The organism is Streptomyces sp. CB02261 (assembly GCF_001905665.1).
Lineage (GTDB): Bacteria > Actinomycetota > Actinomycetes > Streptomycetales > Streptomycetaceae > Streptomyces.
This window is the reverse complement of sequence record NZ_LIVX01000002.1, coordinates 411,696-433,768: the sequence shown is the minus strand read 5'-3', so window position 1 is coordinate 433,768 and position 22,073 is coordinate 411,696. Positions and strand designations below refer to the sequence as shown.

Below are 22,073 nucleotides of genomic sequence, written 5' to 3'. Positions count from 1 at the left end.
CGCCGGGGCGCCCTCGTTGCGTACGGGCCGTCAGGCCGTGCAGTACTGCGCCTGCTTGCCGATCGAGCGGTACATGCAGTCCGCGTTCTCCAGGAGCTGGAGCACCGCGTCTCGGTTGCGGCTCGTCTCGCGTTCGATGACCTCGTCGGGCGGGTAGAAGCCGCCGCTCCAGGACGAGGCCGGGTACATCTCGAACGTGTAGCCGAAGATCCTGTGCGCGCCCCACAGGTAGTCGTCGATCGAGCCGTCCGTGATGTACAGGTCGCTGGACTGCTCGGCCGTGTAGCCGTTGCTCGCGGCCATCTTGCCGCCGACGGTCGCGAAGGCGTCCCGGTCGTCCTGGGTCATGCCGGGCGCGGTGTCGGCGTTGGTCCAGCCGAAGGGCCAGAGCACCAGTTCGCTGTAGGTGTGGAAGTCGATGGCCGCGGTGATCTGCTGCTTGCCGCCGACCACCCGGGAGCGGACGAAGTCGGCGACGACCTTGACCTCGGGGGCGGACTCGGGGGCCGTGCCGCGGTACGTCTCGGAGCTCTTGGAGCTGGAGGAGCCGCCGCAGCAGCCCCACTTGTAGTTCCAGTTCCGGTTCATGTCCGTGCCGATGTACGAGGAGCCGGAGTTGGGCTGCCGGTTCTTGCGCCAGCTGCGGTAGGAGCCGCTGGCGATGTCGTACTCGCCGCCGTCCGGGTTGAGGTCCGGGACGATCCAGATCTCGCGGCCGTTCACGGCGTTGGTGACCCGCGAGTCGCTGCCGTAGCCCGCGCCGAGTTCGCGCAGCAGGTAGAGCGCCATCTCGACGGTGAGGTGCTCGCGGGCGTGCTGGTGGTGGGTGAAGAGGACCTCGGGCTCGTTCTCGTCGGTGGCGACGTTGTCGCTGATCTTGATGGCGACGATGTCGCGGCCCTGGTACGACTTCCCGATGACCTGCTTGCGCATGATGGACGGGTAGGCGGCGAGCCGCTGGTCGATCTCCGCGTTCATCTCGGCGAAGTTGTGGTACTTCGCGTCGGCGGACGGGAAGTCGAGCGCGCCGACGGAGTGGTCGTGCTCGGTCGAGCGGTTCGGCGGGCCGGGCAGCGCGACCGGCCTGTAGCCGAGCGCCTTGAGGTTCCTGAGCTGTTCGGTGTTGGCGCTGACGACCACCGAGCGGGCGTCGACCTCGTCGATCGAGACGCCGGTGGCCAGCAGCGCGGTGCGGGCGGCCGGGGTGGAGGGCCCGGCGATCGCGTACTGCCGGATCACCTCTTCGGCCCCGACGGCGATGCGGGCGGAGGTCGGTGCCGGGTCGGCGCCGGCGGGTGAGGAGAGCCCGGAGAGGGGTGCCGCGAGGGCGAGCGCCACGAGGGCCGCCAGGGTGGCGGACCTCCTGCCGCTGATGAGACGTCGCATGGTGTCTCCTGGGTGGGGGGTGTGGGGTGTGGGGTGTGCGACAAGCTGGTGCGGACCTGCGGCACATGGTGAAGCGATGTCATGGACCGGTCAAGATGGCGAGTTCGGCCATACTGTCCCGCGTGGGGACCCTCATCGGCAGATATGTCATCGAGCACAAACTAGGTGAAGGCGGCATGGGCACCGTCTATCTCGCGCGTTCGCGCGGCGGGCGTGCCGTCGCCGTCAAAGTCGCCCGGCCGGAACTCGCCGCCGACCCCTCCTTCCGCGCGCGCTTCCGCGCCGAGGTCGCCGCCGCCCGGCGGGTCGGCGGCTTCCACACCGCGCAGGTCGTCGACGCCGACCCCGACGCCGAGGCGCCCTGGCTCGCCACCGCCTACATCCCCGGCCCCACCCTCTCGGCCCTCGTCACCGCCGAGGGCCCCATGGACGAGGCCCGCCTCCGCTCGCTCGGCGCCGCGCTCGCCGAGGCCCTGGAGGCCATCCACGCCTGCGGGCTCGTCCACCGCGACCTCAAGCCCGGCAACATCGTGATGGCCCCCGACGGGCCGCGCGTCCTCGACTTCGGCATCGCCCGCGCGGTGGAGTCGACCCGTCTCACCGCCACCGGCTCGGCCTTCGGCACCCCCGGCTACCTCGCCCCCGAACAGGCCCTCGGCGAGGAGGTGACGGGCGCCGCCGACGTGTTCGCCCTGGGCGCCGTGCTCGTCGCGGCGGCGGGCGGGCGGCCCTTCGGGGACGGCACGCCGATGGGTCTCATGTACCGGGCGGTCCACGAGGCCCCGGACCTCGCCTCCGTACCGGAGTCCCTGCGCGGACTCGTCGGCCGCTGTCTCGCGAAGCAGCCGGCCGACCGACCGACACCGGAGCAGATCCTGGACGCGCTGGGTGCGGAAGCGGAGACGGGAGCCGCCGCCGACGCGACCCCGGCGGCGCCCGCCGACGCGGTTCCGGCGTCGCCAGCCGACGCGGCTCCGGCGTCACCTGCCGAGGCGGCCCCGACGCCCGCCGACGCGGCCCCGACGCCCGCCGACGCCGTTCCCGTCTCCTTCGACGCGATGCCGACGCGGACGGCCGGTGTCCAGGACGCCGTCCCCGACTCCGTACCGCATCCCGCCACCCTCGTCGTACCGCCGCAGCCCTCCCTGCCGCCGCTGCCCGCGCCGGACTTCGCCGCCGCCGACCGGAACTCCGGGATCGCCGTCGACGCGGGCGGGCTGTCCCTGCACCTCTTCGGCGAGGAGGCCGAGTTCGTCTGGGCCGAGATCGGGGCCGTGCGGTACGAGCGCATACGGCGCGGCCGGGCGCTGCGCGTCAGCGTCCACCTCTACGACGGCTCGGTCTACGACTGCGAGGTCGACGGCCGCCGTGCCGCCCGGGTCGACGAGTGGATCCTGCGGCTCGATCCGGTGCTCGCCCGGTACCTGCCCGCCTGAGGGAACGGCGCAGCGCCGCCGGGTGAGCGGCGGCGCTGCGGGTCTCCGTACGGCGGAAGCGCTACGGCAGGTTGTGGACGTGCGGGCCCACCGCGTTCGACCAGGCGTTGCCGGCCGTCGCGTCCCAGTTGGTCGACCAGGTCATCGCGCCGCGCAGCGACGGCCAGGTCTGGGCCGGCTTGAAGGTGCCGCAGCCGGTGCCCCGGGTGAGGCAGTCCAGCGCGTTCTTCACGATCTGCGGGTCGACGTAGCCGCTGCCCGCGCCCCGCGTGGAGGCGGGGACGCCCAGGCCGACCTGGGACGGGGCGAGGCCGCCCTGGAGCTGGATGCAGGCGAGCGCGGTGAGGAAGTCCACCGAGCCCTGGCTGTACACCTTGCCGTCGCAGCCCAGCATCGAACCGCTGTTGTAGTACTGCATGTTGACGACGGTGAGGATGTCCTTCACCGCGAGCGCGGTCTTGAAGTACTCCGTACCCGTGTTCTGCATGTCGATGGTCTGCGGGGCCATCGTCAGGACCATGGACGAGCCCGCCTTGGCGGACAGCTGGCGGAGCGCCTTGGTCAGGTAGGTGGAGTTGATGCCGTGCTCGAGGTCGATGTCGACGCCGTTGAAGCCGTACTCCTGCATCAGGGCGTACGCGCTGTTCGCGAAGGCGGTCGCGGAGGCGTCACTGTTGATCGTGACGTTCCCCTTCTCGCCGCCGACCGAGATGATCACGGACTTGCCGGCCGCCTTCTTGGCGGCGATGTCGGCCTTGAAGTCGGCGACCGAGGCGTAGCCGACGGCCGGGTCCAGGTTGAAGACGATCTGGCCGGGCGTGGCCGTCGAGTCGGCGAAGGAGACCGCGATGATGTCGTACTGCGCCTGCACGTCCCGCAGCTTCTGGACCGTGGCGCCGTTGTTGAAGTTCTGCCAGTAGCCGGTCAGGGCGTGCTTGGGCACGGCCGGGCCGGGGCCCGGGTCGGTGGCCTTCGCGGTCCGCGCCGTCACGGCGGCGGACTTCGCGGACTCGCCCGCGGAGTTCGTCGCGGCGACCTGGAACTGGTACGCGGTGTCGGCGCTGAGCCCGGTGACGGTGGTCGACGTGCCGCTCACGGTCTGCGGCGCGGCGCCGTCCCGGTACACCTTGTAGCCGGTGGCGCCGGAGACCGCGCCCCAGCTGAGGGCCACGGAGTTCGTGGTGACCGCGCCCGCCGCGAGGCCGGCCGGGGTGGCGGGGACGACCGGGTCGGGGTCCTGGCCGCCGCCCCCGTCGGGCCCGAACACGCTGACGTCGTCCACGAGGTAGGGGGAGGTCCCGTACCAGCCGTGGGTGTAGATCTCGACCGAGGTGGTGCTCGCGCCGGTGGTGAAGCTGGTGGTGAGCTGCTTCCAGGAGGGGCTGTCGGGCGTCCAGGTGGAGACGCTGCCGGTGCCGGTCCCGGTGCCGCTCGCGCCGAGGTAGGCGTAACCGCCCTGGACCCAGGCGCTCAGCGTGTACGTCGAGTTGGGCTTCACGGCCACGGTCTGCACGCACTTGGCGTTGTCGAGCCCGGCCGGCGTGGCCCTGAGGGCGCCGGCGCCGGTGCGGACCGGGGAGGAGACGGCGGCGCCGCTCCCGGCGGAACAGGCCCAGTTGGTGAGGCCGCTCTCGAATCCGGCGTTCTTGGCCACGTTGACGTCCGCCGCCTGCGCGGTGCCGGCTCCGCCGACGAGGACGAGCCCGGAGCCGACGGCGAGCGCGAGGGCTCCGCCGAGCCAGCGGCGTCCGTGCGGGCGGGTGGTGGTGCGGTCCACGTGCATCCTCCGGTGGGGGAGTTGGGGATGTGGAGGTGAGGTGCCGTACGTCGTCGTACGGAGGGCTCGTAGGGGGTACGAGGCTGTGCGGGGGTGCGGGGTGCGGACGGTGGCCACCGTTGTCGGAACAAGCTGGTCCAGACCAATCGCGTTGTCAAGACCTTTGGCGGCAGGCGCTGTTCGGGCGGGGTGCGACCGGCCGGGACGGGCCGGGCTCCGGGGCCAAAGAAATGGGCGCAGCTTGGCGGATTGTGTGTTCACCACCCCGGGGGACGTGGATAAGGTGCAGAGCGGCAACACCCTGCGGTGATGCCGTGAACGCGGTAAGTGATCCACGGCCCCCGTGAGCCCGGAGGCCGGAGGGACGGGGGGTCCGACGTGGCGACAGCGATCGCCGTCACCAGCGCCGACCTGGTGCTGCCGCCGACCGACCCCGGCACCCCGCACGCGGCCGTCCTGCCGGCCCCCGGGACGCAGTCGCTCGACGCGTCCGTCGCCGACATGCAGCAGCTCCTCGCCCGGTACGGCCACGTGGTCGTCGTCTGTCCCACCTCTGCCCCCGCGGCCGTCGAGCGCCGGGTGCACGCCGTCCGCTCCCTGCTCGAAAGCGACCGGATCGCCCTGGTCCGCACGGACCTGCCGCCCCTCGGCGCGGCCGTACTCGTCCGCCAGCTGCGGCAGTTGGCGGGCTGTGAGTTCAGCGCCGGCGTCCTCGCCTCCGCCGCCCGGCTGCTCGCCCACTACATCTACGCGGGAGCCGTCCTCGGCTCCGTCTCCCGGCTCGACCGCGTCCCCGTCAGCCTCGGCTCCCACCTCAAGAGCTGGCTGCCCGGCGCCCACTTCGCCGTACTCGCCGGACCGACCCCGCAGATCACGCGCGTCGGCAACGGCGAGACGCCCCTCGCGGGACCCGAGTTCACCACCGAACTCCTCCTCGCCCGCGGCCAGCTCCAGACCGACTGGCCCACCACCACCCTCGTGCCGCGCTGGCGGATCCAGGGCGCGGCCCTGGAGACCCCGCTGCCCGAGTCCTCGCCCGGCTGGTGGGGCACCGGCAAGCTCGTCGAGTTCGCCGCGTACCTGCCCGACCTGTCCGTCCTCTACCAGCTCGTCTCCTCCGTCCGGCGCGAGACCTGCCACTGGTGCGCGATGGACCTGATCGGCGACCGCTGCGGCTTCTGCGGGTCACCCCTCACCCTGGGGGCGCAGCCGGCGGATTCGGCGGGCCGCGCGCAGGGGGCGGAACGGGCCGCGGCGGCGGGGGAGCACGCGGTGACGGCGGGCGGGCACCAGACCCGAGCCCTGGGAGCGGGCACGCAGCCGCCCGGCGTCCTGGGGGCCGGCGCGGAGGCGGGCGTTCTGGGACCTGGTGGGCAGGCACCCGGCGCCCTCGGTCCCGGCGCGCAAGCCCCCGGCGCGCAGCCCCCCGGAGCCCTGGAGCCCGGCGCGCAGCCCACCGACGCACTCGGTCCCGGCGCCCTGCGGCCCGCCTCGCACGCCCCCCGCGGCCCGCGCACCCTGCCATGAACCGTCCCCGGCGCCGCGTCCCCGTACGACCGCCCGCCCACCAGCCCCGTCCGCCCGGACCCACGTCTCCGACCGTCGAGGAAGTACGGCCATGAACTCCCGTCAGCGCCGCGGCGTCATCCTGCTGCTGCTGTCCGTCCTGTGCGCCCTCGGGGCCTTCGCCGGCGTCCTCGCCGTCATCAGCGACGTGAACTCCAAGGTCGGCCCGGAGACCACCGCCTACCGGGTCAGGAGCGGCGTGGCCCCCTACACCCCGCTGAAGGCGGACCAGTTCGAGAAGATCTCCATGCCGAAGCGCTGGCTCTCCGACACCGCCGTCACCGACCTCCGCCAGATCGAGGGCAGGATCGCCGTCACCAAGCTCAAGGCCGGCTCGCTCCTCCAGACCGACATGATCGTCGAGCAGCCCGAACTCCAGCCGGGCCAGCAGGAGATCGCGATCATGGTCGACGCGGCGACCGGCGTCGCCGGAAAGATCACCGCGGGCGCCACCGTCAACATCTACGCCACCTTCGCCGGCGAGAAGAAGGACGCCCCCTCCCAGTCCCGGATGATCGTCGCCGGCGCCCGCGTCCTCTCCGTCGGCAAGCTCACCCCGATCAGTGACAGCAACGACCGCTCCGGCCGCACCGCCCAGGCCGTCCCGATCAGCTTCGCGCTCTCCACCCTCGACACCCAGCGCGTCGCGTACGCCGAGTCCTTCGCCGAGCACGTACGCCTCGCGCTCGTCGCCCCCAGCACCGGCGGCGCACCGGCCGACCAGCGCGACCGCACCTACACGCTCGACAAGGACAAGTGAGGCCGGTATGACCACCAGGATCCTGCCGGCCGTCGGAGACCCCGACGCGGCCCGGTCCGTCACCACCCTGATCGGCCAGCTCCCCGACGCCGAACCCGCGCCGCCGGTCACCGACTCCACCCAGCTCGTCGACACCCTCGCCCGCCTCGCCGCCGCCTCCCTCGACGAACTCCCCGAGGTCGTCCTCGTCCACGAGCGGATCGGCCCCGTCCCCGCGCTCGAACTCGTCCGCGAGGTCGCCCTCCGCTTCCCCGCCGTCGGCGTCGTCCTCATCACCGCCGACGCCAGCCCCGTCCTCTTCTCCGCCGCCATGGACTCCGGCGCCCGGGGACTCGTCACCCTCCCCCTCGGATACGAGGAGCTCGCCAGCCGCGTCCAGGCCGCCGCCCAGTGGTCCGCCGGCGTCCGCCGCCACCTCGGCGCCGGCGCCGAACAGGTCACCGGCCCCGGCGGCACCGTCGTCACCGTCAGCGGCGCCAAGGGCGGCGTCGGCACCACCGTCACCGCCGTCCACCTCGCCCTCGCGGCCCGCGCCTCCGGCCGCACCGTCGCCCTCGTCGACATGGACCTCCAGGGCGGCGACATCGCCTCCTACCTCGACGTCCAGTTCCGGCGCTCCGTCGCCGACCTCGCCTCCATCACCGACATCTCGCCGCGGGTCCTCCAGGACGCCGTCTACGTCCACGAGACCGGCCTCTCGCTGCTCCTCGCCCCGGCGGAGGGCGAACGCGGCGAAGAGGTCACCGACCGCGCCGCCCGCCAGGTCGTCAGCGCCCTGCGCGGCCGGCACGAGGTCGTCGTCGTCGACTGCGGCTCCCAGCTCACCGGCGCGAGCGCCGCCGTCATCGAGATGGCCGACACCGCCCTGCTGGTCGCCACCCCCGACGTCGTCGCCGTACGGGCGGCCAAACGGACCGTACGCATGTGGGAACGGCTCCAGGTCCGCAAGGCCGAGGAGACGGTGACCGTGGTCAACCGCCACCACCGTTCCACCGAGATCCAGCCGCCCCTCGTCCAGAAGATCACCGGCACCCGGGTCGCGGGCGTCGCCGTCCCCGCCCAGTTCAAGGAACTCCAGGCCGTCGTCGACGCCGGCCGGCTCCACGAGCTCGACGCCAAGTCCACCGTCAAGCAGGCCCTGTGGACCCTCGCCGGCGAACTGGGCCTCGTCGGAGCCCCGGCCGCCGCGACCCACGGCAAGCCCGGCAAGCAGCTCGCCCGCGCCGGCGACCGCGGCTCCCTCGGCCTGCGCCGCCGCACCGGAGGACGCTGAGGCATGCGGACGCACCGGGACGACGACAGGGGACAGGTGGCCATCGAGTTCCTCGGCATGGTGCCGGTCATCCTGCTCACCCTCGTCCTGCTCTGGCAGGTCGTCCTGGTCGGCTACACGTACACCCTGGCGGGCAACGCGGCGGACGAGGCGGCCCGTGCCCACGCCGTCGGCGACGACTGCGGCGAGGCCGCCCTGCGGCACCTGGACGGCCCGTGGAGGAGCGGCGCCGACCCGCGATGCTCCGAAGGGGGCGGCGTCGTGACCGCGGTGGTGACGATCCGGGTCCCCGTCCTCGTCCCGGGCGTCGGCGGCCTCTTCGACGTCAAGGGCAGGGCGGCCGCGATCTCGGAGGAGCCCACACCATGAGCCGACCACCGCGCACCAGGACCCGGGACCGGGGCCAGGCCGCCATCGAGTACCTCGGGTTCCTCCCGATCCTGCTCCTCGTGGGACTCGCCGGCCTCCAGCTCGGCGTCGCCGCGTACGCCGCCCAGCAGGCGGGCTCCGCGGCCCGCGCGGCGGCGAGGGCCGCCAGCATGGCCGACGAGGAGGACGCACCCGACGCCGAGGCGGCCGGCCGCGCGGCCGCCGACTGGGCCACCGGCGTCAGCGTCGTTCGCGGCGGGGACGCGGCCGTCGCCACCGTCACGGTCGAGATTCCCTCCGTCGTCCCCTTCTGGGACGGCTTCGGCTCCATCACGAAGACCGCCACCATGCCGATGCCCGACGAGGAGGCCTCGCCGTGAGCCTGCGCTCCCGCATCAACGCCCCCGAGGAGCACGGCGGCGGCGCGGCCGCCCGCGAGGACGGACACCTCGTCGCCTCCTTCCGCGCCAAGCTCCTGGAGGAGATCGACCTCACCGAGATGTCCGCGCTCGCCGCCGCCGAGCGCCGGGCCCGCCTCGAACGCGTCCTCGGGCACATCATCAGCCGCGAAGGACCCGTCCTCTCCACCGCCGAACGCGCCCAGCTGATCCGCCGCGTCGTCGACGAGGCCCTCGGCCTCGGCGTACTCGAACCGCTCCTCGAAGACGCCTCCATCACCGAGATCATGGTCAACGGGCCCGACCAGATCTTCATCGAGCGCAACGGCCGCGTCGAACTGCTCCCGCTCCGCTTCGCCTCCCACGACCAGCTGATGCAGACCATCGAGCGGATCGTCTCCACGGTCAACCGGCGCGTCGACGAGTCGAACCCGATGGTCGACGCCCGGCTCCCGTCCGGCGAGCGCGTCAACGTCATCATCCCGCCGCTGTCCCTCACCGGGGCGACGCTCACCATCCGCCGCTTCCCCCGCGCGTACACGCTCCACGAGATGATCGGCCTCGGCTCCCTCGACGAGCAGATGCTGCTCCTGCTGTCCGGGCTCGTGCAGGCCAAGTTCAACCTGATCGTCTCCGGCGCCACCGGCACCGGGAAGACCACCCTGCTCAACGCCCTCTCCGGACTCGTCCCGGAAGGCGAGCGGATCATCACCATCGAGGACTCCGCGGAGCTCCAGCTCCAGCAGTCCCACGTGATCCGCCTGGAGGCCCGCCCGCCGAACATCGAGGGCCGGGGCGCCATCTCCATCCGCGACCTCGTCCGCAACTCGCTGCGCATGCGCCCCGACCGGATCATCGTCGGAGAGGTCCGCGGCGGCGAGACCCTCGACATGCTCCAGGCCATGTCCACCGGCCACGACGGCTCCCTCGCCACCGTCCACGCCAACTCCGCCGAGGACGCCCTCATGCGCCTCCAGACCCTCGCCTCGATGTCCGAGGTGAAGGTGCCGTTCGAGGCGCTGCGCGACCAGATCAACAGCGCCGTCGACGTCCTCGTCCAGCTCACCCGGCACCCCGACGGAACCCGCCGGATCACCGAGATCTCCGTCCTCGCCTCCCACGGGCGCGAACGCTTCCTGCTCGCCACGGTCTGCCGCTTCCACGCCCAGCCGCTCGCCGCCGACGGAAGGGTGTACGGGCAGTTCACGTACCACCCGCTGCCCCGACGGGTCGCCGAACGCCTCTACCTCGCCGGCCAGCCCATCCCGCAGGCCTTCGGCGTGGCGGCGACCGACGCCCACCTGGCCACCCGAGAGGCGGAATGATGACCGACCCCTTCTGGCTGACGACGGGCGTGACGCTGCTCGCCTGCGTCCTGGGCATCATCGGCGTCCAGGTGTACGCGAGCGGTGCCCGCCGGCACGCGGCCCTCGTCGCCCGCCTCGACGAGTCCGGAGCGCCCGAGGCCGCGGGCCGCCGCAGGCGCCGCTTCCGGGGCATCGACCGGCGGGTCCGGCGGACGGCGCTCGGCCGGAGACTGGAACTGCGGATCGCGGCCACCGGTCTCGACGTCACCCCCGGCGAGTTCACCGTCGGCCTCGCGGCGACCGTGGCCGTCCTGTGGGTCGTGGGACAGTCCGCCCTGTCACCGTTCTTCGGCCCGATCTGCGGACTCCTCGGGGTGTGGGTCGCGATGGGCTTCCTGAGCTGGCAGCGCCAGAAGCGGATCGAGAAGTTCATCAACCAGCTCCCCGAGCTCTCCCGCATCCTGGCCAACGCCACGCAGGCCGGGCTCGCCCTCCGGATGGCCCTCAGCCTGGCCGCCGACGAGCTGGAGGCCCCCGCGGGCGTCGAGCTGGAGAAGGTCGCCCAGCAGCTGGCCGTCGGCACCTCCCTCGACGACGCGCTCGGCGAACTCGCCGAACGCCTGCCCTCCCGCGAACTCGTCGTCCTCGTCACCACCCTCGTCCTCGCCAACCGGGCCGGCGGCACCGTCGTCTCCTCCCTCCGGAACCTCACCGAGACCCTGGAGGAGCGCAAGGAGACCCGGCGCGAGGTCCGCACCCAGCTCTCCCAGGTGAGCATGACCGCGTACTCCGTGCCCGTCATCGGCGTCGGCTCGCTGCTGCTCATCGACAACATGCAGCCCGGCGCCCTCGACCGCATGACGGCATCGGCCGTCGGACAGTTCGCCGTCGTCGCCGCCTTCGCCCTGTACGTGGTCGGCTTCGTCGCCATCCGCCGCTTCTCCAAGATCGACGTGTAGGGACCGCCGCCGTGGACCTCCTCCTCGCCCTCCTCGCCGGCCTCGCCGTCGCCGGTGTCAGCTACGGCCTGCGCCTCTACCGCGCCGACGCCCGGCTCCCCGACGACCTCAAACTCGCCCTGGAGGTCGGGGCGACCCGTACCGGAGCGGTCGACTCCGCCGTGGACCGCCTCGGGATGCGCTGGTCACCCGCCGTGCTCCGGCTGATGGGCCCCAAGCGGGTCAACACCGTCCGCCGCCGTATCGACCTCGCCGGAAACCCCGGCGGCCTCACCATCGACCGGTACGGGGCGCGGCGCGCGGTCTACGGCTTCCTGGGCGTCCTCGGCGGCCTCCTGATGCTGTCGCGAGGGTCGTTCCTGGTGGCGCTGCTGCTGTTCGCCTTCGGCGCGTTCTGGACGGAGGTCGGCATCTGGTCGGCGGTCCGCATCCGCAAGGACCAGATCGAACGCACCCTGCCGGACTTCCTGGACGTGCTCGCGGTCGTCGTCTCGGCCGGCCTCGGCTTCCGCCAGGCCCTCGAACGCGTCGCAGAGAAGTACGAGGGCCCCTGGGCCGACGAACTCCGCATCACCCTGCGCCAGATGGACATGGGCGTCAGCCGCCGCCAGGCCTTCGACGAGCTGCGGCGCCGCAACGACTCCGAGCAGGTCGCCCAGTTCGTCACCGCCCTCCAGCAGGGCGAGGAGCTCGGGGCGCCGATCGTCGACACGCTGATCCAGATCGCCAACGACATGCGGCGCACCGACGCCCAGAACGCCCGCCGCAAGGCCGCGAAGGCCGTCCCGAAGGCCACGATGGTGATCACGACGCTGATGGTCCCGGCGACGATGATCCTGCTCGGCGCGGGCCTCTTCCTGGGCACGGGCACGGACTTCGGGTCGGTGACGGGCGAGTGAGCGGGGCGACGGTGACATATTCGGGGGAAAGGCCTTCGCGCGCGCAACAGGATGTGCCACAGTGCGGACTGAGTGTGAGGGAGGTGGACTGATGGCCGCGAGCGACAACCGTCGAACCGCCACCCCCACACGCGCCGAGGCCATAGCCTCCTGGCAGGGCACCAGGCCCACCCGATGACCCAGGCGCAGGCGTCCGAACGCGGAGGGGACCACGATGAACGACGCGATGCTGAAGGCCGTGACCAAGGCCAAGATCGAACTGGCCACGTGGACACGGTCGAGGGACCGTGGACAGACGGCGGTGGAGTATCTGGGGATCATTGTGGTGGTGGTGGCGATCGTGGTGGCGATCACTGGCACGGACATCGGCAACTCGATCAAGAACGCCATCACCCAGAAGATCGCCGACTTGACGAAGTAGTCCGATACGCGTGGCGAGGCGATGAGGGGCAGGCCTTTCCCGTCTATGTCGCCGTTGTGGCTGGGTTGTTGTTTCTCGCCTTCGCCTACTTCGCTGTCGGACAAGCCGCCTTTACACGGAACAGCGCCCAGACTGCCGCTGATGCGGCGGCTTTGGCGGCTGCCCAGGACGCCAGAGAGCAGCTGCGGGAGGGTTGGCTCGAGGTGATCCTCGAACCCGACCAGTGGGACGAGTTTATCGAGGGCGAGGCGTACGACCCCATTTCTGCATGCGCGAGCGCGGCGGACTTCGCTTCGCGCAACGAGGCTACGCTGACGAATCCTGGGTGTGAGCCGTTCACCGCGGAGGTCAGCGGTTTCAGGGTGGCTGTGCTCACGACGGGCGGCGAGAATCCCGCTAGGGCGTTCGCTGAGGCGGTGATCGAACCGCGTTGCAGGTTCATGGCGCAGGAACCCACCACGGAGCCACCACCTGCTCCCTCGTCTCCTCAACCGTCGGGCGAGCCCGAAGAAGAGCCACCTGGTCCCATCCGTGGGTTGTCCTGTGACGGTAGGTCCTGGGACATCGACCCTGAGGATCCCAGGCTCCCCGACATTGACGACCTGTTCACCGTCCGGCTGTCCGAATGAACTGCGACGAGCAAAGGAAGAGCGGTACATGAGCGTGCGGTACGCATGGAATCGCCGGGGGGCGGTGGCCGTCGTCGCGGTCGCGTCGGTGGCACTCTTCGTCGCCGGTTGCGGTGCTGACGAGAAGCCTTCTACGAACAAGCCGGCCGCGACGACGACTGCTCCCCCGAAGAGCAGTTCGACCGCGCAGGGGTCGCAGACGGCTGTTGAGCCCACAGAGATCCTGGCCGTCCTCAAGGGAAAGGACGGGGTCGATCTCACCATCACGTCGGCCGAGCGGGATGCGGGTGGTTTTCTCACCGTCAAAGGGGCGTTGAAGAACACCTCGGAGCGGTCCCGTGCACTCCCCGGCCAGATCCGTGGTGACGAGACAGAGGTCATGAAGCACGGCAACTCGCTGGGAGGAGCGACCCTCATCGACTCGGTAGGGAAGAAGCGCTACTACGTGTTGCGTGACACAGACGGCCGCCCACTGACCACCACTGGTCTCGACATCCTCCCCGCAGGCGAGACTGCCGCCGTCTTCATGCAATTCCCCGCACCCCCCGCCACCACCACCGAGGTCTCCTTCCAGCTCCCCACCTTCGAACCCGCCACCCTCAAGCTCTCCTGAGGCGACGCCATGACGACGACATACCGCCGCCTCGCAGCCCTCGCCATCGCGTCCATCGCCCTGGGGCCCCTCGCCGTGCCCACCGCTCACGCCGACGATCCGCCCGGATCCGCCGCCAGCGCCTCGCCGCCGCCCGTCATCGACCCCACCGCCCCGGGGCTCATGCTTCCCGACGGTGCCACCCTCGCGCCCGCCAAGGTGCTCGACATCAAGCAGATCGTCGAGGAGGAGGGCGGGCAGCAGCGGCGGCAGGACACCAACGTGGACGTGACGTTCGCGCTGCAGGCCGAGGTGCTCTTCCCGAAGAACAGCGCCAAGCTCGGCCCCGCCGCCCACGCGCGGCTCGCCGCCATCGCCGCGGAGATCAACAAGCTGGGGTCCGGACGCGTCCGGGTCTTCGGGTTCACCGACAACCTCGGGACGTACGAGCACGGGCTCAAGCTGTCGAAGCAGCGGGCCGTCGCCGTGCAGCAGGTCCTCGCGCGGAGCCTCGAACCGGGGACCAGCTTCGACATCCGCGGGTACAGCGAGGACTACCCGATCGCCGACAACGGCACCGAGGAGGGCCGGAAGAAGAACCGGCGCGTCGAGATCTCCTTCCCCCGTACTTCCTCCGTCGCTCCTTAAAGCGACAGCGCCGCCAGCGTCGTCCGGACCGTGGCCGTCATGCGGTCCGGGCGGTGGAAGACCTCCCCCGCCGTGAACCGCAGCACCCGCCGCACCTCCGGGCAGGACTGCAGCGCGTTGAAGCGGGCGACGTCCCGTGGCCCTCGACCTCGACCGCCAGGCCCTGCGCCCGGAAGAGGAAGTCGGGGCGGAGGAGCAGCCGCCCGTCCGCCGTGCGCAGCCCCGTATGAGGTCCCCGACCGTCCTCACGGGGGTCGTCGTCCGCAGGCCGTGCCGTGTCGTGCGGTCACGGTCCGTCAGATGGACCGTGGCGCGCACCCGTATCCGGTCGCCGCGGGTCGAGCGGGTCGGCCGCAGCGCGGTGAACTCGAGCAGGTCGACCCACTCCGCCGCGCCGAGCCGTTCGATGCGGTGCAGTCCGGCCGCCGTGCCATGGCTGCACACCAACTCCGGGCGCAGCAGCTGGAGCGCCGTCGCCCGCACCCTCCAGTCCACCTCCTTCCCCGGCACCGCCCACGCGCCCCGGCAGATCCGATGCCAGCCCTCGCGGCGCAGCCGGCCGGCGAGCCGCCCCGGGGGCCAGCCCGCCGCGACCGCCCAGACCGTCAGGAGGACCCCGCCCCTGGCGAGGGTCGCCAACTCGTACATACGCCCAACGATCCACGGAAGAGGGACACTTCGCACCCCCTGTGGAAAACCTGCCGAAAGCCGTCGCCAGGAATGCGCAAAGGGGGAGGACAGGTGCGGCGGGCGCGAGCATTCTGGACAGATGACGACGACTCCGAGCGACGCGCCGAGCCAGATGCCGGGCCAGACGCCGGGCCACGCGGCGAGCCAGCCGACCCGGTCACCGAGACAGGCCCCCGCGGGCGCCCCTCCGGGCCCGGCGCCGGGGGTGCAGTTGGTCAGTGACCTCGTCAGCCGGATTCCCGAGTTCCGGGAGGTGTACGAGAGGCACGTCCTCCATCAGGGCGATGTGCTGCCGCACGTGTTCTTCTGGGACGTCGTCCAGAACACCGTCCGTTCCTTCCTCGGCGACGCCCCGGACGCCGCCGACTGGCGTCGCACCCTCGCCTTCCTGGAGGAGCAGAGCTGTCGCGGCGTCATCGGCATCGACGAGGTCATCGTGACGTCCTTCCTCGGCGACCTGCCCTCCCCGCAGGAACCCGGCCACGCCATCGTCCACCAGCTCGGTCCCGTCATGGCCGCGAAGTTCGTCCGTATAAGGCCCCTCGGCTGACCCCTGCCACCCCCTCGGGATAATCGGACGCATGTCCGCCCCCCGTCCCAGCCGACTCAGACGTCCCGGCCGACTCAGACGTTCCAGCCGACTCAGACGCCCCAGCCGCCCCACCGTCCTCGCCGTCGGCGGGTACGCCGCCACTCGTCTGACCGGCCTCCTCGTCCTCGCGATCGCCGCCGCCGCGACCGGCGAGGACGGGCTGCACCGGCTCAAGGGGCGCTGGGACTCCGTCTGGTACGTACGGATCGCCGAGTACGGCTACGGGTACGAGACCACGCTGCCGAACGGCGCCGTCCACTCGGACCTGGCCTTCTTCCCGCTCCTCCCGGCCCTGGAGCGCGGCCTGTCCGCCGTCCTCCCCTTGGACGCCGCCTCCGCCGGACTGCTGGTGTCCTGGACCGCCGGGCTCGCCGCCGCCTGGGGCATCCACCGGTGCGGCGCGCTCGCGTTCGGGGCCCGCGCCGGTGTCGTGCTCGCCGTCCTCTGGGGCGTGTACCCGACCGCGTTCGTCCAGTCGATGGCGTACACGGAGACCCTGTTCACCGCGCTCGCCGCCTGGTCGCTGTACGCGGTCCTGCGCGGGCGCTGGATCCTGGCCGGCGTCCTGTGCGCGGCCGCCGGGCTCACCCGGCCGACGGCCGTCGCGTTGATCGCCGCCCTCGGGGTCACCGCCCTCGTCACGCTCGTCCGGGACCGGCGGCTTCCCGCGCGCACGGTGACCGGGGTCCTGATCGCCCCGCTCGGCTGGCTCGGGTACATCGTGTACGTCGGTGTCCGTGAGGGCGCCCCGACCGCCTACTTCGACGTCCAGGCCGCCTGGGGCAACTCCATCGACGGCGGTGTCGCCCTCGCCCGGTTCATCGTCGGACTGCCGTGGCCCGCCGCCCTCGGTCTGTGCGCGGCGCTCGCGCTGCTCGGCCGGCTCGTCGCGCTGTGCGTACGCCAGCGGCAGCCGCTGCCCCTGCTCCTCTACACGGTCGGGGTGGTGGGCGTCTCGCTCGTCGGCGCCGCGTACTTCGGCTCCCGGCCGCGCCTGATGATGCCGGCGTTCGGGCTGCTGCTCCCGCCCGCCGTGGCCCTGGCCCGCGCACGGACGCGTACCGCCGTGCCGGTCCTCGCCGGACTCGCGCTGGCCTCCGCCGCCTACGGGGCCTTCACCCTCCTCGGCCCGGGCCCGCCCTGAGGTCCACGCGCCCGCGTACCCCCGCCTACGCCTGATCCAGATCCACGCCCACGCGTACCCCCCGGCGCAGCCCCCACGCCGCCATCGCTCCCGCCTCCGCCTCCAGGACGTGCCGGCCGCGCGGGCGGACCATGCCGAGGCGACCCGGCCGCATCGTGACCACGGAGAGAACCCTGAGGGAGCGGTCCAGGTAGGCCACGTCGATCGCGAACCGCATGCCGAAGGTGTGCACGCTGTTCGTCCGGACGATCAGCAGCGCCCCCGCGATCCCGTCCCGCCCGAGCAGCCCCCGTCGCCGCGCCCGATACGAGGCCGCGACCTCCAGCGGCACCATAGTGGACGCGGCCGGCACCGCCAGGGCCCCCGTCCCGTCCTTCCATTTCCCCATGCGCCAGACCGTAGCGGCCGCCCGACCCTAAGGTCTGCTCCGTGTACGTCACGCTGATCGCCCTCGCCGCCCTCTGGGGCGCCGCCGTCGGCCTGCTCGTGCCGCGCGCCGCGTACCGGCTCGCCGTGGCGTCCGAGGAGCCGTGGCGGGACCGCTGTCCCGCCGGGCACGCCCTCGTGGGGCCCGCCCGCGGCTGGCTCGGCGGGCCCGGCCGACGGGACTGCGCGACGACGGCCGCCCCGCTCACCGCGCCGCTGCTCACCGCCCTGGCCTGCGCCGCGCTCGCCGCGGCGACCGGCGGGCCCCGGCCGGAGCTGGTGGTGTGGCTGCTCGGCGCGCCCTTCGCCGTGCTCCTCGCCAGTGTCGACGCGCGCGTGCACAGGCTCCCGGACGGGGTGACCCTGCCGCTCGCCGCCGCCGTACCGGTCCTCCTCGGTGCCGCCGAGCTCCTGCCGTACGACGCCGGTTCCTGGCTCCACGCGCTGCTCGGGGCGCTCGCGCTCGGCGGTGCCTACCTGGTGCTGTTCCTCATCAACCCGAGCGGTCTCGGCTTCGGTGACGTCAAGCTGGCGCTGCCGCTGGGCGCAGCCCTCGGCTGGTACGGCTGGGGCGTCCTCTTCGCCGGTGCCTTCGCGGGCTTCCTGCTCGGCGCGGTCTACGGCCTCGGTCTCGTCCTGCTGCGCCGGGCCGGCCGCTCCTCGGCGATCCCCTTCGGCCCCTTCATGCTCGCGGGCGGGCTCCTGGGTCTGCTCCTCGGCGCCTTCACCGCGCTCCCCTAGAGGGGGTCTCGGGCGTCTCCCCAGGGCCTCCCGCGTCAACGTCGCGCCCGGCCCGCCCGGTCCCCCTTGGGAGGGACGGAAGTACGCCGCCACGCCGGGGCGCAAACCCGCCACGGGGGTCCGCAGCCCTTGTGCCGACTGGGATCCGGCGAATTCGGCGTGGTTCGTACGGCGTACGTGGCGCGCAACACGACTATCGAAGGGTTATGGTGGAAACCCCCCCTCGGGCCGGTCCGTATCCCCCCCACGGACCGGCCCGTTTTTCTTCACCGCCCCGCCGGGTGAGTCAGCCCCGGCCGGCCCAGATGTTCGTGCCCCGGGTGTCCACGGCGAACGAGTCGATCTCCACGAGCTCCTCGGAGGTCAGCGGCGCACCCGCCAGAGCCGCCACGTTCTCCTCCAGCTGGGCGACGCTGGACGCGCCGATCAGCGCCGAGGTCATCCGCTCGTCCCGCAGGACCCACGTCAGCGCGAGCTGCGCCAGGGTCTGCCCGCGCCGCGCGGCGATGTCCGCGAGGCCGTGGAGGCGTCGCAGCACCTCGTCGGAGAGCAGGTTCGGGTCGAGGGACTTGCCCTGGGTGGCCCGCGAGCCCTCCGGGATGCCCTTCAGGTACTTGCCGGTGAGGAGCCCCTGCGCCAGCGGCACGAAGGAGATGCAGCCCATGCCGGCTTCCTCGAGCGTGTCGAGGAGGCCGTCCTCCTCGGTCCAGCGGTTGATCATCGAGTACGAGGGCTGGTGGATGAGCGCGGGGACGCCCATCTCGCGCAGGATCCGGGCGGCCTCGGCGGTCTGCTCGCTGTTGTACGAGGAGACACCGACGTACAGCGCCTTGCCCTGCCGCACGGCGGAGGCCAGGGCCCCCATCGTCTCCTCCAGCGGGGTGTGCGGGTCGAAGCGGTGCGAGTAGAAGATGTCGACGTAGTCGAGGCCCATCCGGTTCAGGGAGGCGTCGAGCGAGGACAGCAGGTACTTGCGGGAGCCCCACTCGCCGTACGGGCCGGGGTGCATCTCGTAGCCGGCCTTCGTGGAGATGATCAGCTCGTCCCGGTACGGGGCGAAGTCCTGGGCGAAGAGCTTGCCGAAGTTCAGCTCGGCGGAGCCGGGCGGCGGTCCGTAGTTGTTCGCCAGGTCGAGGTGGGTCACGCCGAGGTCGAAGGCGCGGCGCAGGATCGCCCGCTGGGTGTCGAGCGCGCGGTCGTCGCCGAAGTTGTGCCAGAGGCCGAGGGAGATCGCGGGGAGCTTGAGGCCGCTGCGGCCCGAGCGGCGGTACTCCATGGCGTCATAGCGGTCGGCGGAGGCGCGGTACAGGGGGGAATCAGTCACGTATCTCTGCTTATCACGGACTTGTGACAGTCCCGGGCTGGGAGCCTGTCGCCGGTGCGCAGTAGTGTGGCGGCTTGCGGACCGCCGTTGCAGGGCGGACCGCCGCTGCACGGAGGGGTAAAGAACGGTGAACCTGCGCGACCTGGTGTACGGGCTCTACGCACGCCGGGTGGAAGGCCGCCTCGACCATGACCAGGTGCCCAAGCACATCGGGGTCATCCTCGACGGGAACCGCCGCTGGGCCAAGGCGTCCGGCGGGACCCCCGAGCAGGGGCACAAGGCCGGCGCGGACAAGATCCAGGAGCTGCTCGGCTGGTGCGCCGAGACCGACGTCGAGGTCGTCACGCTCTGGATGCTCTCCACGGACAACCTGAACCGGCCCGAGGAGCAGCTCGTCCCGCTGCTCGGCATCATCGAGAACGCCGTGCGGGCGCTGGCCGCCGACGGCCGCTGGCGGGTCAACCACGTCGGCACGATGGACCTGCTGCCCTCCCGTACGCAGTCCGTCCTGAAGGAGGCCGAGCAGGCCACCCGGGGCAACACGGGGATACTCGTCAACGTGGCCGTGGGCTACGGCGGCCGGCAGGAGATCGCGGACGCGGTCCGTTCGCTGCTCCTGGAGCACGCGCAGCGGGGGACGAGCTTCGAGGAGCTCGCCGAGATCGTCGACGTCGAGCACATCTCGGAGCACCTGTACACGCGCGGCCAGCCCGACCCGGACCTGGTGATCCGCACCAGCGGTGAGCAGCGTCTGTCCGGATTCATGCTGTGGCAGAGCGCCCACTCGGAGTACTACTTCTGCGAGGTGCACTGGCCGGCCTTCCGCAAGGTCGACTTCCTGCGGGCGCTGCGTGACTACGCCGCCCGGCACCGGCGTTACGGGACCTGAGGCGGCCCGCCCGATCCCCGTCGGAACCGATCACCTCGTGTTCATGAACACGTCGTCATATGCCGTGGCATGGCGCGGCCTGATCGAGGGCATATCCCTGGTGAAGTGAGCGGCACGGAGACCGCCACCCGGGAGGCCCCTTGCACCAGGACGACCGTGCGGGACACGTACGGGAGAAGCGGAGGGCCGTGGTTCGGCCCGCGCATGGCGGCCTGAGCCCGGTCCCATTCCGCAGCGACACCGGTTCCGTCGCACCCCGACCTCACAGGGGTCTTCCGAGGGGGTCTGTCCTTCCGTGGTGACCAGCACGAAGCGCCGCCTTTCCGACCGGCGCACCTATGTTCTCGACACCAGCGTCCTGCTGGCCGACCCCAACGCCGTGTCCCGCTTCGAGGAGCACGAGGTGGTGCTCCCGATCGTCGTGGTGACGGAGCTGGAGGCCAAGAGGCACCACCCCGAACTCGGGTACTTCGCCCGGCAGGCCCTGCGCCTCCTGGACGACTTCCGGGTCCGGTACGGGCGTCTGGACGCCCCGCTCCCCATCGGGGACCTGGGCGGCAGCCTGCGTGTCGAACTCAACCATTCCGACCCCGGCGTCCTGCCCGCCGGCTACAGGTTGGGGGACAACGACTCACGGATCCTCGCGGTCGCGCGGAACCTCCAGGCGGAGGGGTACGACGTCACGGTCGTCTCCAAGGACCTGCCGCTGCGCATCAAGGCCTCCTCGGTCGGGCTCCTCGCCGAGGAGTACCGCGCCGAGCTCGCCATCACGGACGCCAACGGCTGGACCGGGATGTCCGAGCTCGCGCTCTCCGGGGAGCAGGTGGACCTGCTCTACGACCAGGAGTCGCTGTACGTGCCGGAGGCCGCCGAGCTTCCCGTCCACACGGGCCTGGTGCTCCAGTCCGAGCGCGGCAAGGCGCTCGGCCGGATCACCGCCGAGGGGAACGTACGGCTCGTCCGCGGCGACCGGGAGGCCTTCGGGCTCCGCGGCCGCAGCGCCGAGCAGCGGATCGCGCTCGATCTGCTCCTCGACCCGGACGTCGGCATCATCTCGATGGGCGGCCGGGCCGGCACCGGAAAGTCCGCGCTCGCGCTCTGCGCGGGCCTGGAGGCGGTCCTGGAGCGCCGTCAGCACCAGAAGGTGATGGTCTTCCGTCCGCTGTACGCGGTCGGCGGCCAGGAGCTCGGGTACCTGCCGGGCAGCGAGTCCGAGAAGATGAGCCCGTGGGCCCAGGCGGTCTTCGACACGCTGTCCTCGGTCGCGAGCCGTGAGGTGATCGAGGAGGTGCTCGGCCGCGGGATGCTGGAGGTCCTGCCGCTGACCCACATCCGGGGGCGTTCGCTCCACGACGCGTTCGTCATCGTGGACGAGGCCCAGTCCCTGGAGCGGAACGTCCTGTTGACCGTTCTGTCCCGTATCGGGGCGAATTCGCGGGTCGTACTGACCCATGACGTCGCCCAGCGGGACAACCTGCGGGTCGGCCGGTACGACGGAGTCGTCGCCGTGGTCGAGAAACTGAAGGGGCATCCGCTCTTCGCGCACGTCACGCTCACCCGTTCGGAGCGCTCCCCGATCGCCGCGCTCGTCACGGAGATGCTGGAGGACGTTCAGATCTGATCCGATTCGTACCCTTCCGTACACGTACGGAAGTTGGCGCCGCCCGGCCGAGCGAAGGAGCTTAGCCGGGCGGCGCCGTGCTGTCCGCCGTATCTCCCAAAACAACTGCCCCTGCAGGGGTGTGAGCTTTCACACGCAACACAGAATTGCCTTGCGGTGTCGCCGTCCGGCAAAGTCTTGCTTCCGTCAGGCCCCGCATACGGCACCCGTGCACCCTCTGGGCGCA

22 protein-coding genes are annotated in these 22,073 nt (G+C 71.9%); 18 read left to right on the top strand and 4 right to left on the bottom strand.

Annotated features, from left to right (window positions below; translation table 11 throughout):
* Window positions 1-30 precede the first annotated feature (30 nt).
* On the bottom strand, window positions 31-1,386 hold the full coding sequence (locus AMK29_RS07425) for a M14 family metallopeptidase (RefSeq protein ID WP_073809338.1): 1,356 nt from the start codon (window positions 1,384-1,386) through the stop codon (window positions 31-33).
* 95 nt (window positions 1,387-1,481) lie between these two features.
* Between AMK29_RS07425 and AMK29_RS07420 the strand changes: the two genes are divergently transcribed.
* Window positions 1,482-2,822 (top strand): serine/threonine-protein kinase, encoded by a 1,341-nt coding sequence (locus AMK29_RS07420; RefSeq protein ID WP_073809334.1) that lies wholly within the window; start codon window positions 1,482-1,484, stop codon window positions 2,820-2,822.
* A 61-nt stretch (window positions 2,823-2,883) separates the two neighbouring features.
* On the opposite strand, the gene AMK29_RS07415 is transcribed toward AMK29_RS07420, so the two are convergent.
* Window positions 2,884-4,605, bottom strand: a complete 1,722-nt coding sequence (locus AMK29_RS07415) for a chitinase (protein WP_198942193.1) — start codon at window positions 4,603-4,605, stop codon at window positions 2,884-2,886.
* Window positions 4,606-4,977: 372 nt separating this feature from the next.
* Between AMK29_RS07415 and AMK29_RS07410 the strand changes: the two genes are divergently transcribed.
* From AMK29_RS07410 to AMK29_RS07340, 14 genes are all read left to right on the top strand, one after another.
* The gene (locus AMK29_RS07410; protein ID WP_073809327.1) at window positions 4,978-6,126 is read left to right on the top strand and encodes a hypothetical protein; all 1,149 of its coding nucleotides are present in this window, start codon (window positions 4,978-4,980) and stop codon (window positions 6,124-6,126) included.
* A gap of 91 nt (window positions 6,127-6,217) precedes the next feature.
* Window positions 6,218-6,925: a Flp pilus assembly protein CpaB gene (gene cpaB, locus AMK29_RS07405; protein ID WP_073809320.1), complete on the top strand. Its 708-nt coding sequence runs from the start codon at window positions 6,218-6,220 to the stop codon at window positions 6,923-6,925.
* A gap of 7 nt (window positions 6,926-6,932) precedes the next feature.
* Entirely contained in the window at window positions 6,933-8,198 is a 1,266-nt protein-coding gene (locus AMK29_RS07400; RefSeq protein WP_073809316.1) for an AAA family ATPase, read from the top strand.
* A 3-nt stretch (window positions 8,199-8,201) separates the two neighbouring features.
* Entirely contained in the window at window positions 8,202-8,567 is a 366-nt protein-coding gene (locus tag AMK29_RS07395) for a TadE/TadG family type IV pilus assembly protein (RefSeq protein ID WP_073809312.1), read from the top strand.
* Window positions 8,564-8,947: a TadE/TadG family type IV pilus assembly protein gene (locus tag AMK29_RS07390; RefSeq protein ID WP_073809308.1), complete on the top strand. Its 384-nt coding sequence runs from the start codon at window positions 8,564-8,566 to the stop codon at window positions 8,945-8,947. The genes AMK29_RS07395 and AMK29_RS07390 overlap by 4 nt, the downstream gene beginning before the upstream one ends.
* Window positions 8,944-10,290, top strand: a complete 1,347-nt coding sequence (locus tag AMK29_RS07385; RefSeq protein WP_073809303.1) for a CpaF family protein — start codon at window positions 8,944-8,946, stop codon at window positions 10,288-10,290. The genes AMK29_RS07390 and AMK29_RS07385 overlap by 4 nt, the downstream gene beginning before the upstream one ends.
* The gene (locus tag AMK29_RS07380; protein WP_073809299.1) at window positions 10,287-11,231 is read left to right on the top strand and encodes a type II secretion system F family protein; all 945 of its coding nucleotides are present in this window, start codon (window positions 10,287-10,289) and stop codon (window positions 11,229-11,231) included. The genes AMK29_RS07385 and AMK29_RS07380 overlap by 4 nt, the downstream gene beginning before the upstream one ends.
* Before the next feature lie 11 nt (window positions 11,232-11,242).
* On the top strand, window positions 11,243-12,130 hold the full coding sequence (locus AMK29_RS07375; RefSeq protein WP_073809295.1) for a DUF5936 domain-containing protein: 888 nt from the start codon (window positions 11,243-11,245) through the stop codon (window positions 12,128-12,130).
* A 214-nt stretch (window positions 12,131-12,344) separates the two neighbouring features.
* Window positions 12,345-12,551 (top strand): hypothetical protein, encoded by a 207-nt coding sequence (locus tag AMK29_RS07370; protein WP_073809292.1) that lies wholly within the window; start codon window positions 12,345-12,347, stop codon window positions 12,549-12,551.
* A 56-nt stretch (window positions 12,552-12,607) separates the two neighbouring features.
* Window positions 12,608-13,180, top strand: a complete 573-nt coding sequence (locus AMK29_RS07365) for a pilus assembly protein TadG-related protein (protein WP_073809288.1) — start codon at window positions 12,608-12,610, stop codon at window positions 13,178-13,180.
* Window positions 13,181-13,208: 28 nt separating this feature from the next.
* Window positions 13,209-13,793, top strand: a complete 585-nt coding sequence (locus AMK29_RS07360; protein ID WP_073809284.1) for a hypothetical protein — start codon at window positions 13,209-13,211, stop codon at window positions 13,791-13,793.
* A 9-nt stretch (window positions 13,794-13,802) separates the two neighbouring features.
* On the top strand, window positions 13,803-14,420 hold the full coding sequence (locus tag AMK29_RS07355; protein WP_073809280.1) for an OmpA family protein: 618 nt from the start codon (window positions 13,803-13,805) through the stop codon (window positions 14,418-14,420).
* Window positions 14,421-15,189: 769 nt separating this feature from the next.
* On the top strand, window positions 15,190-15,660 hold the full coding sequence (locus AMK29_RS07345; protein WP_073809276.1) for a hypothetical protein: 471 nt from the start codon (window positions 15,190-15,192) through the stop codon (window positions 15,658-15,660).
* A gap of 31 nt (window positions 15,661-15,691) precedes the next feature.
* Window positions 15,692-16,846, top strand: coding sequence for a mannosyltransferase family protein (locus AMK29_RS07340; RefSeq protein ID WP_073809273.1), 1,155 nt, complete (start codon window positions 15,692-15,694; stop codon window positions 16,844-16,846).
* A gap of 25 nt (window positions 16,847-16,871) precedes the next feature.
* Here the strand turns inward: AMK29_RS07340 and AMK29_RS07335 are convergent, their stop codons facing one another.
* Window positions 16,872-17,234, bottom strand: a complete 363-nt coding sequence (locus AMK29_RS07335; protein ID WP_073809270.1) for a DUF192 domain-containing protein — start codon at window positions 17,232-17,234, stop codon at window positions 16,872-16,874.
* Window positions 17,235-17,275: 41 nt separating this feature from the next.
* Here AMK29_RS07335 and AMK29_RS07330 point away from each other — a divergent pair, with 41 nt between their 5' ends.
* A complete protein-coding gene (locus tag AMK29_RS07330) occupies window positions 17,276-18,013 on the top strand; it encodes a prepilin peptidase (RefSeq protein ID WP_073809266.1) in 738 nt (245 codons plus the stop codon).
* A gap of 286 nt (window positions 18,014-18,299) precedes the next feature.
* Here AMK29_RS07330 and mgrA read toward each other — a convergent pair whose 3' ends face one another.
* Window positions 18,300-19,337: an L-glyceraldehyde 3-phosphate reductase gene (gene mgrA / locus AMK29_RS07325; RefSeq protein ID WP_073809262.1), complete on the bottom strand. Its 1,038-nt coding sequence runs from the start codon at window positions 19,335-19,337 to the stop codon at window positions 18,300-18,302.
* A 127-nt stretch (window positions 19,338-19,464) separates the two neighbouring features.
* Here mgrA and AMK29_RS07320 point away from each other — a divergent pair, with 127 nt between their 5' ends.
* Both AMK29_RS07320 and AMK29_RS07315 read left to right on the top strand, forming a co-directional pair.
* A complete protein-coding gene (locus tag AMK29_RS07320) occupies window positions 19,465-20,226 on the top strand; it encodes an isoprenyl transferase (RefSeq protein WP_073809259.1) in 762 nt (253 codons plus the stop codon).
* A 295-nt stretch (window positions 20,227-20,521) separates the two neighbouring features.
* On the top strand, window positions 20,522-21,847 hold the full coding sequence (locus AMK29_RS07315) for a PhoH family protein (protein WP_073809256.1): 1,326 nt from the start codon (window positions 20,522-20,524) through the stop codon (window positions 21,845-21,847).
* The last annotated feature ends 226 nt before the right edge of the window (window positions 21,848-22,073 follow it).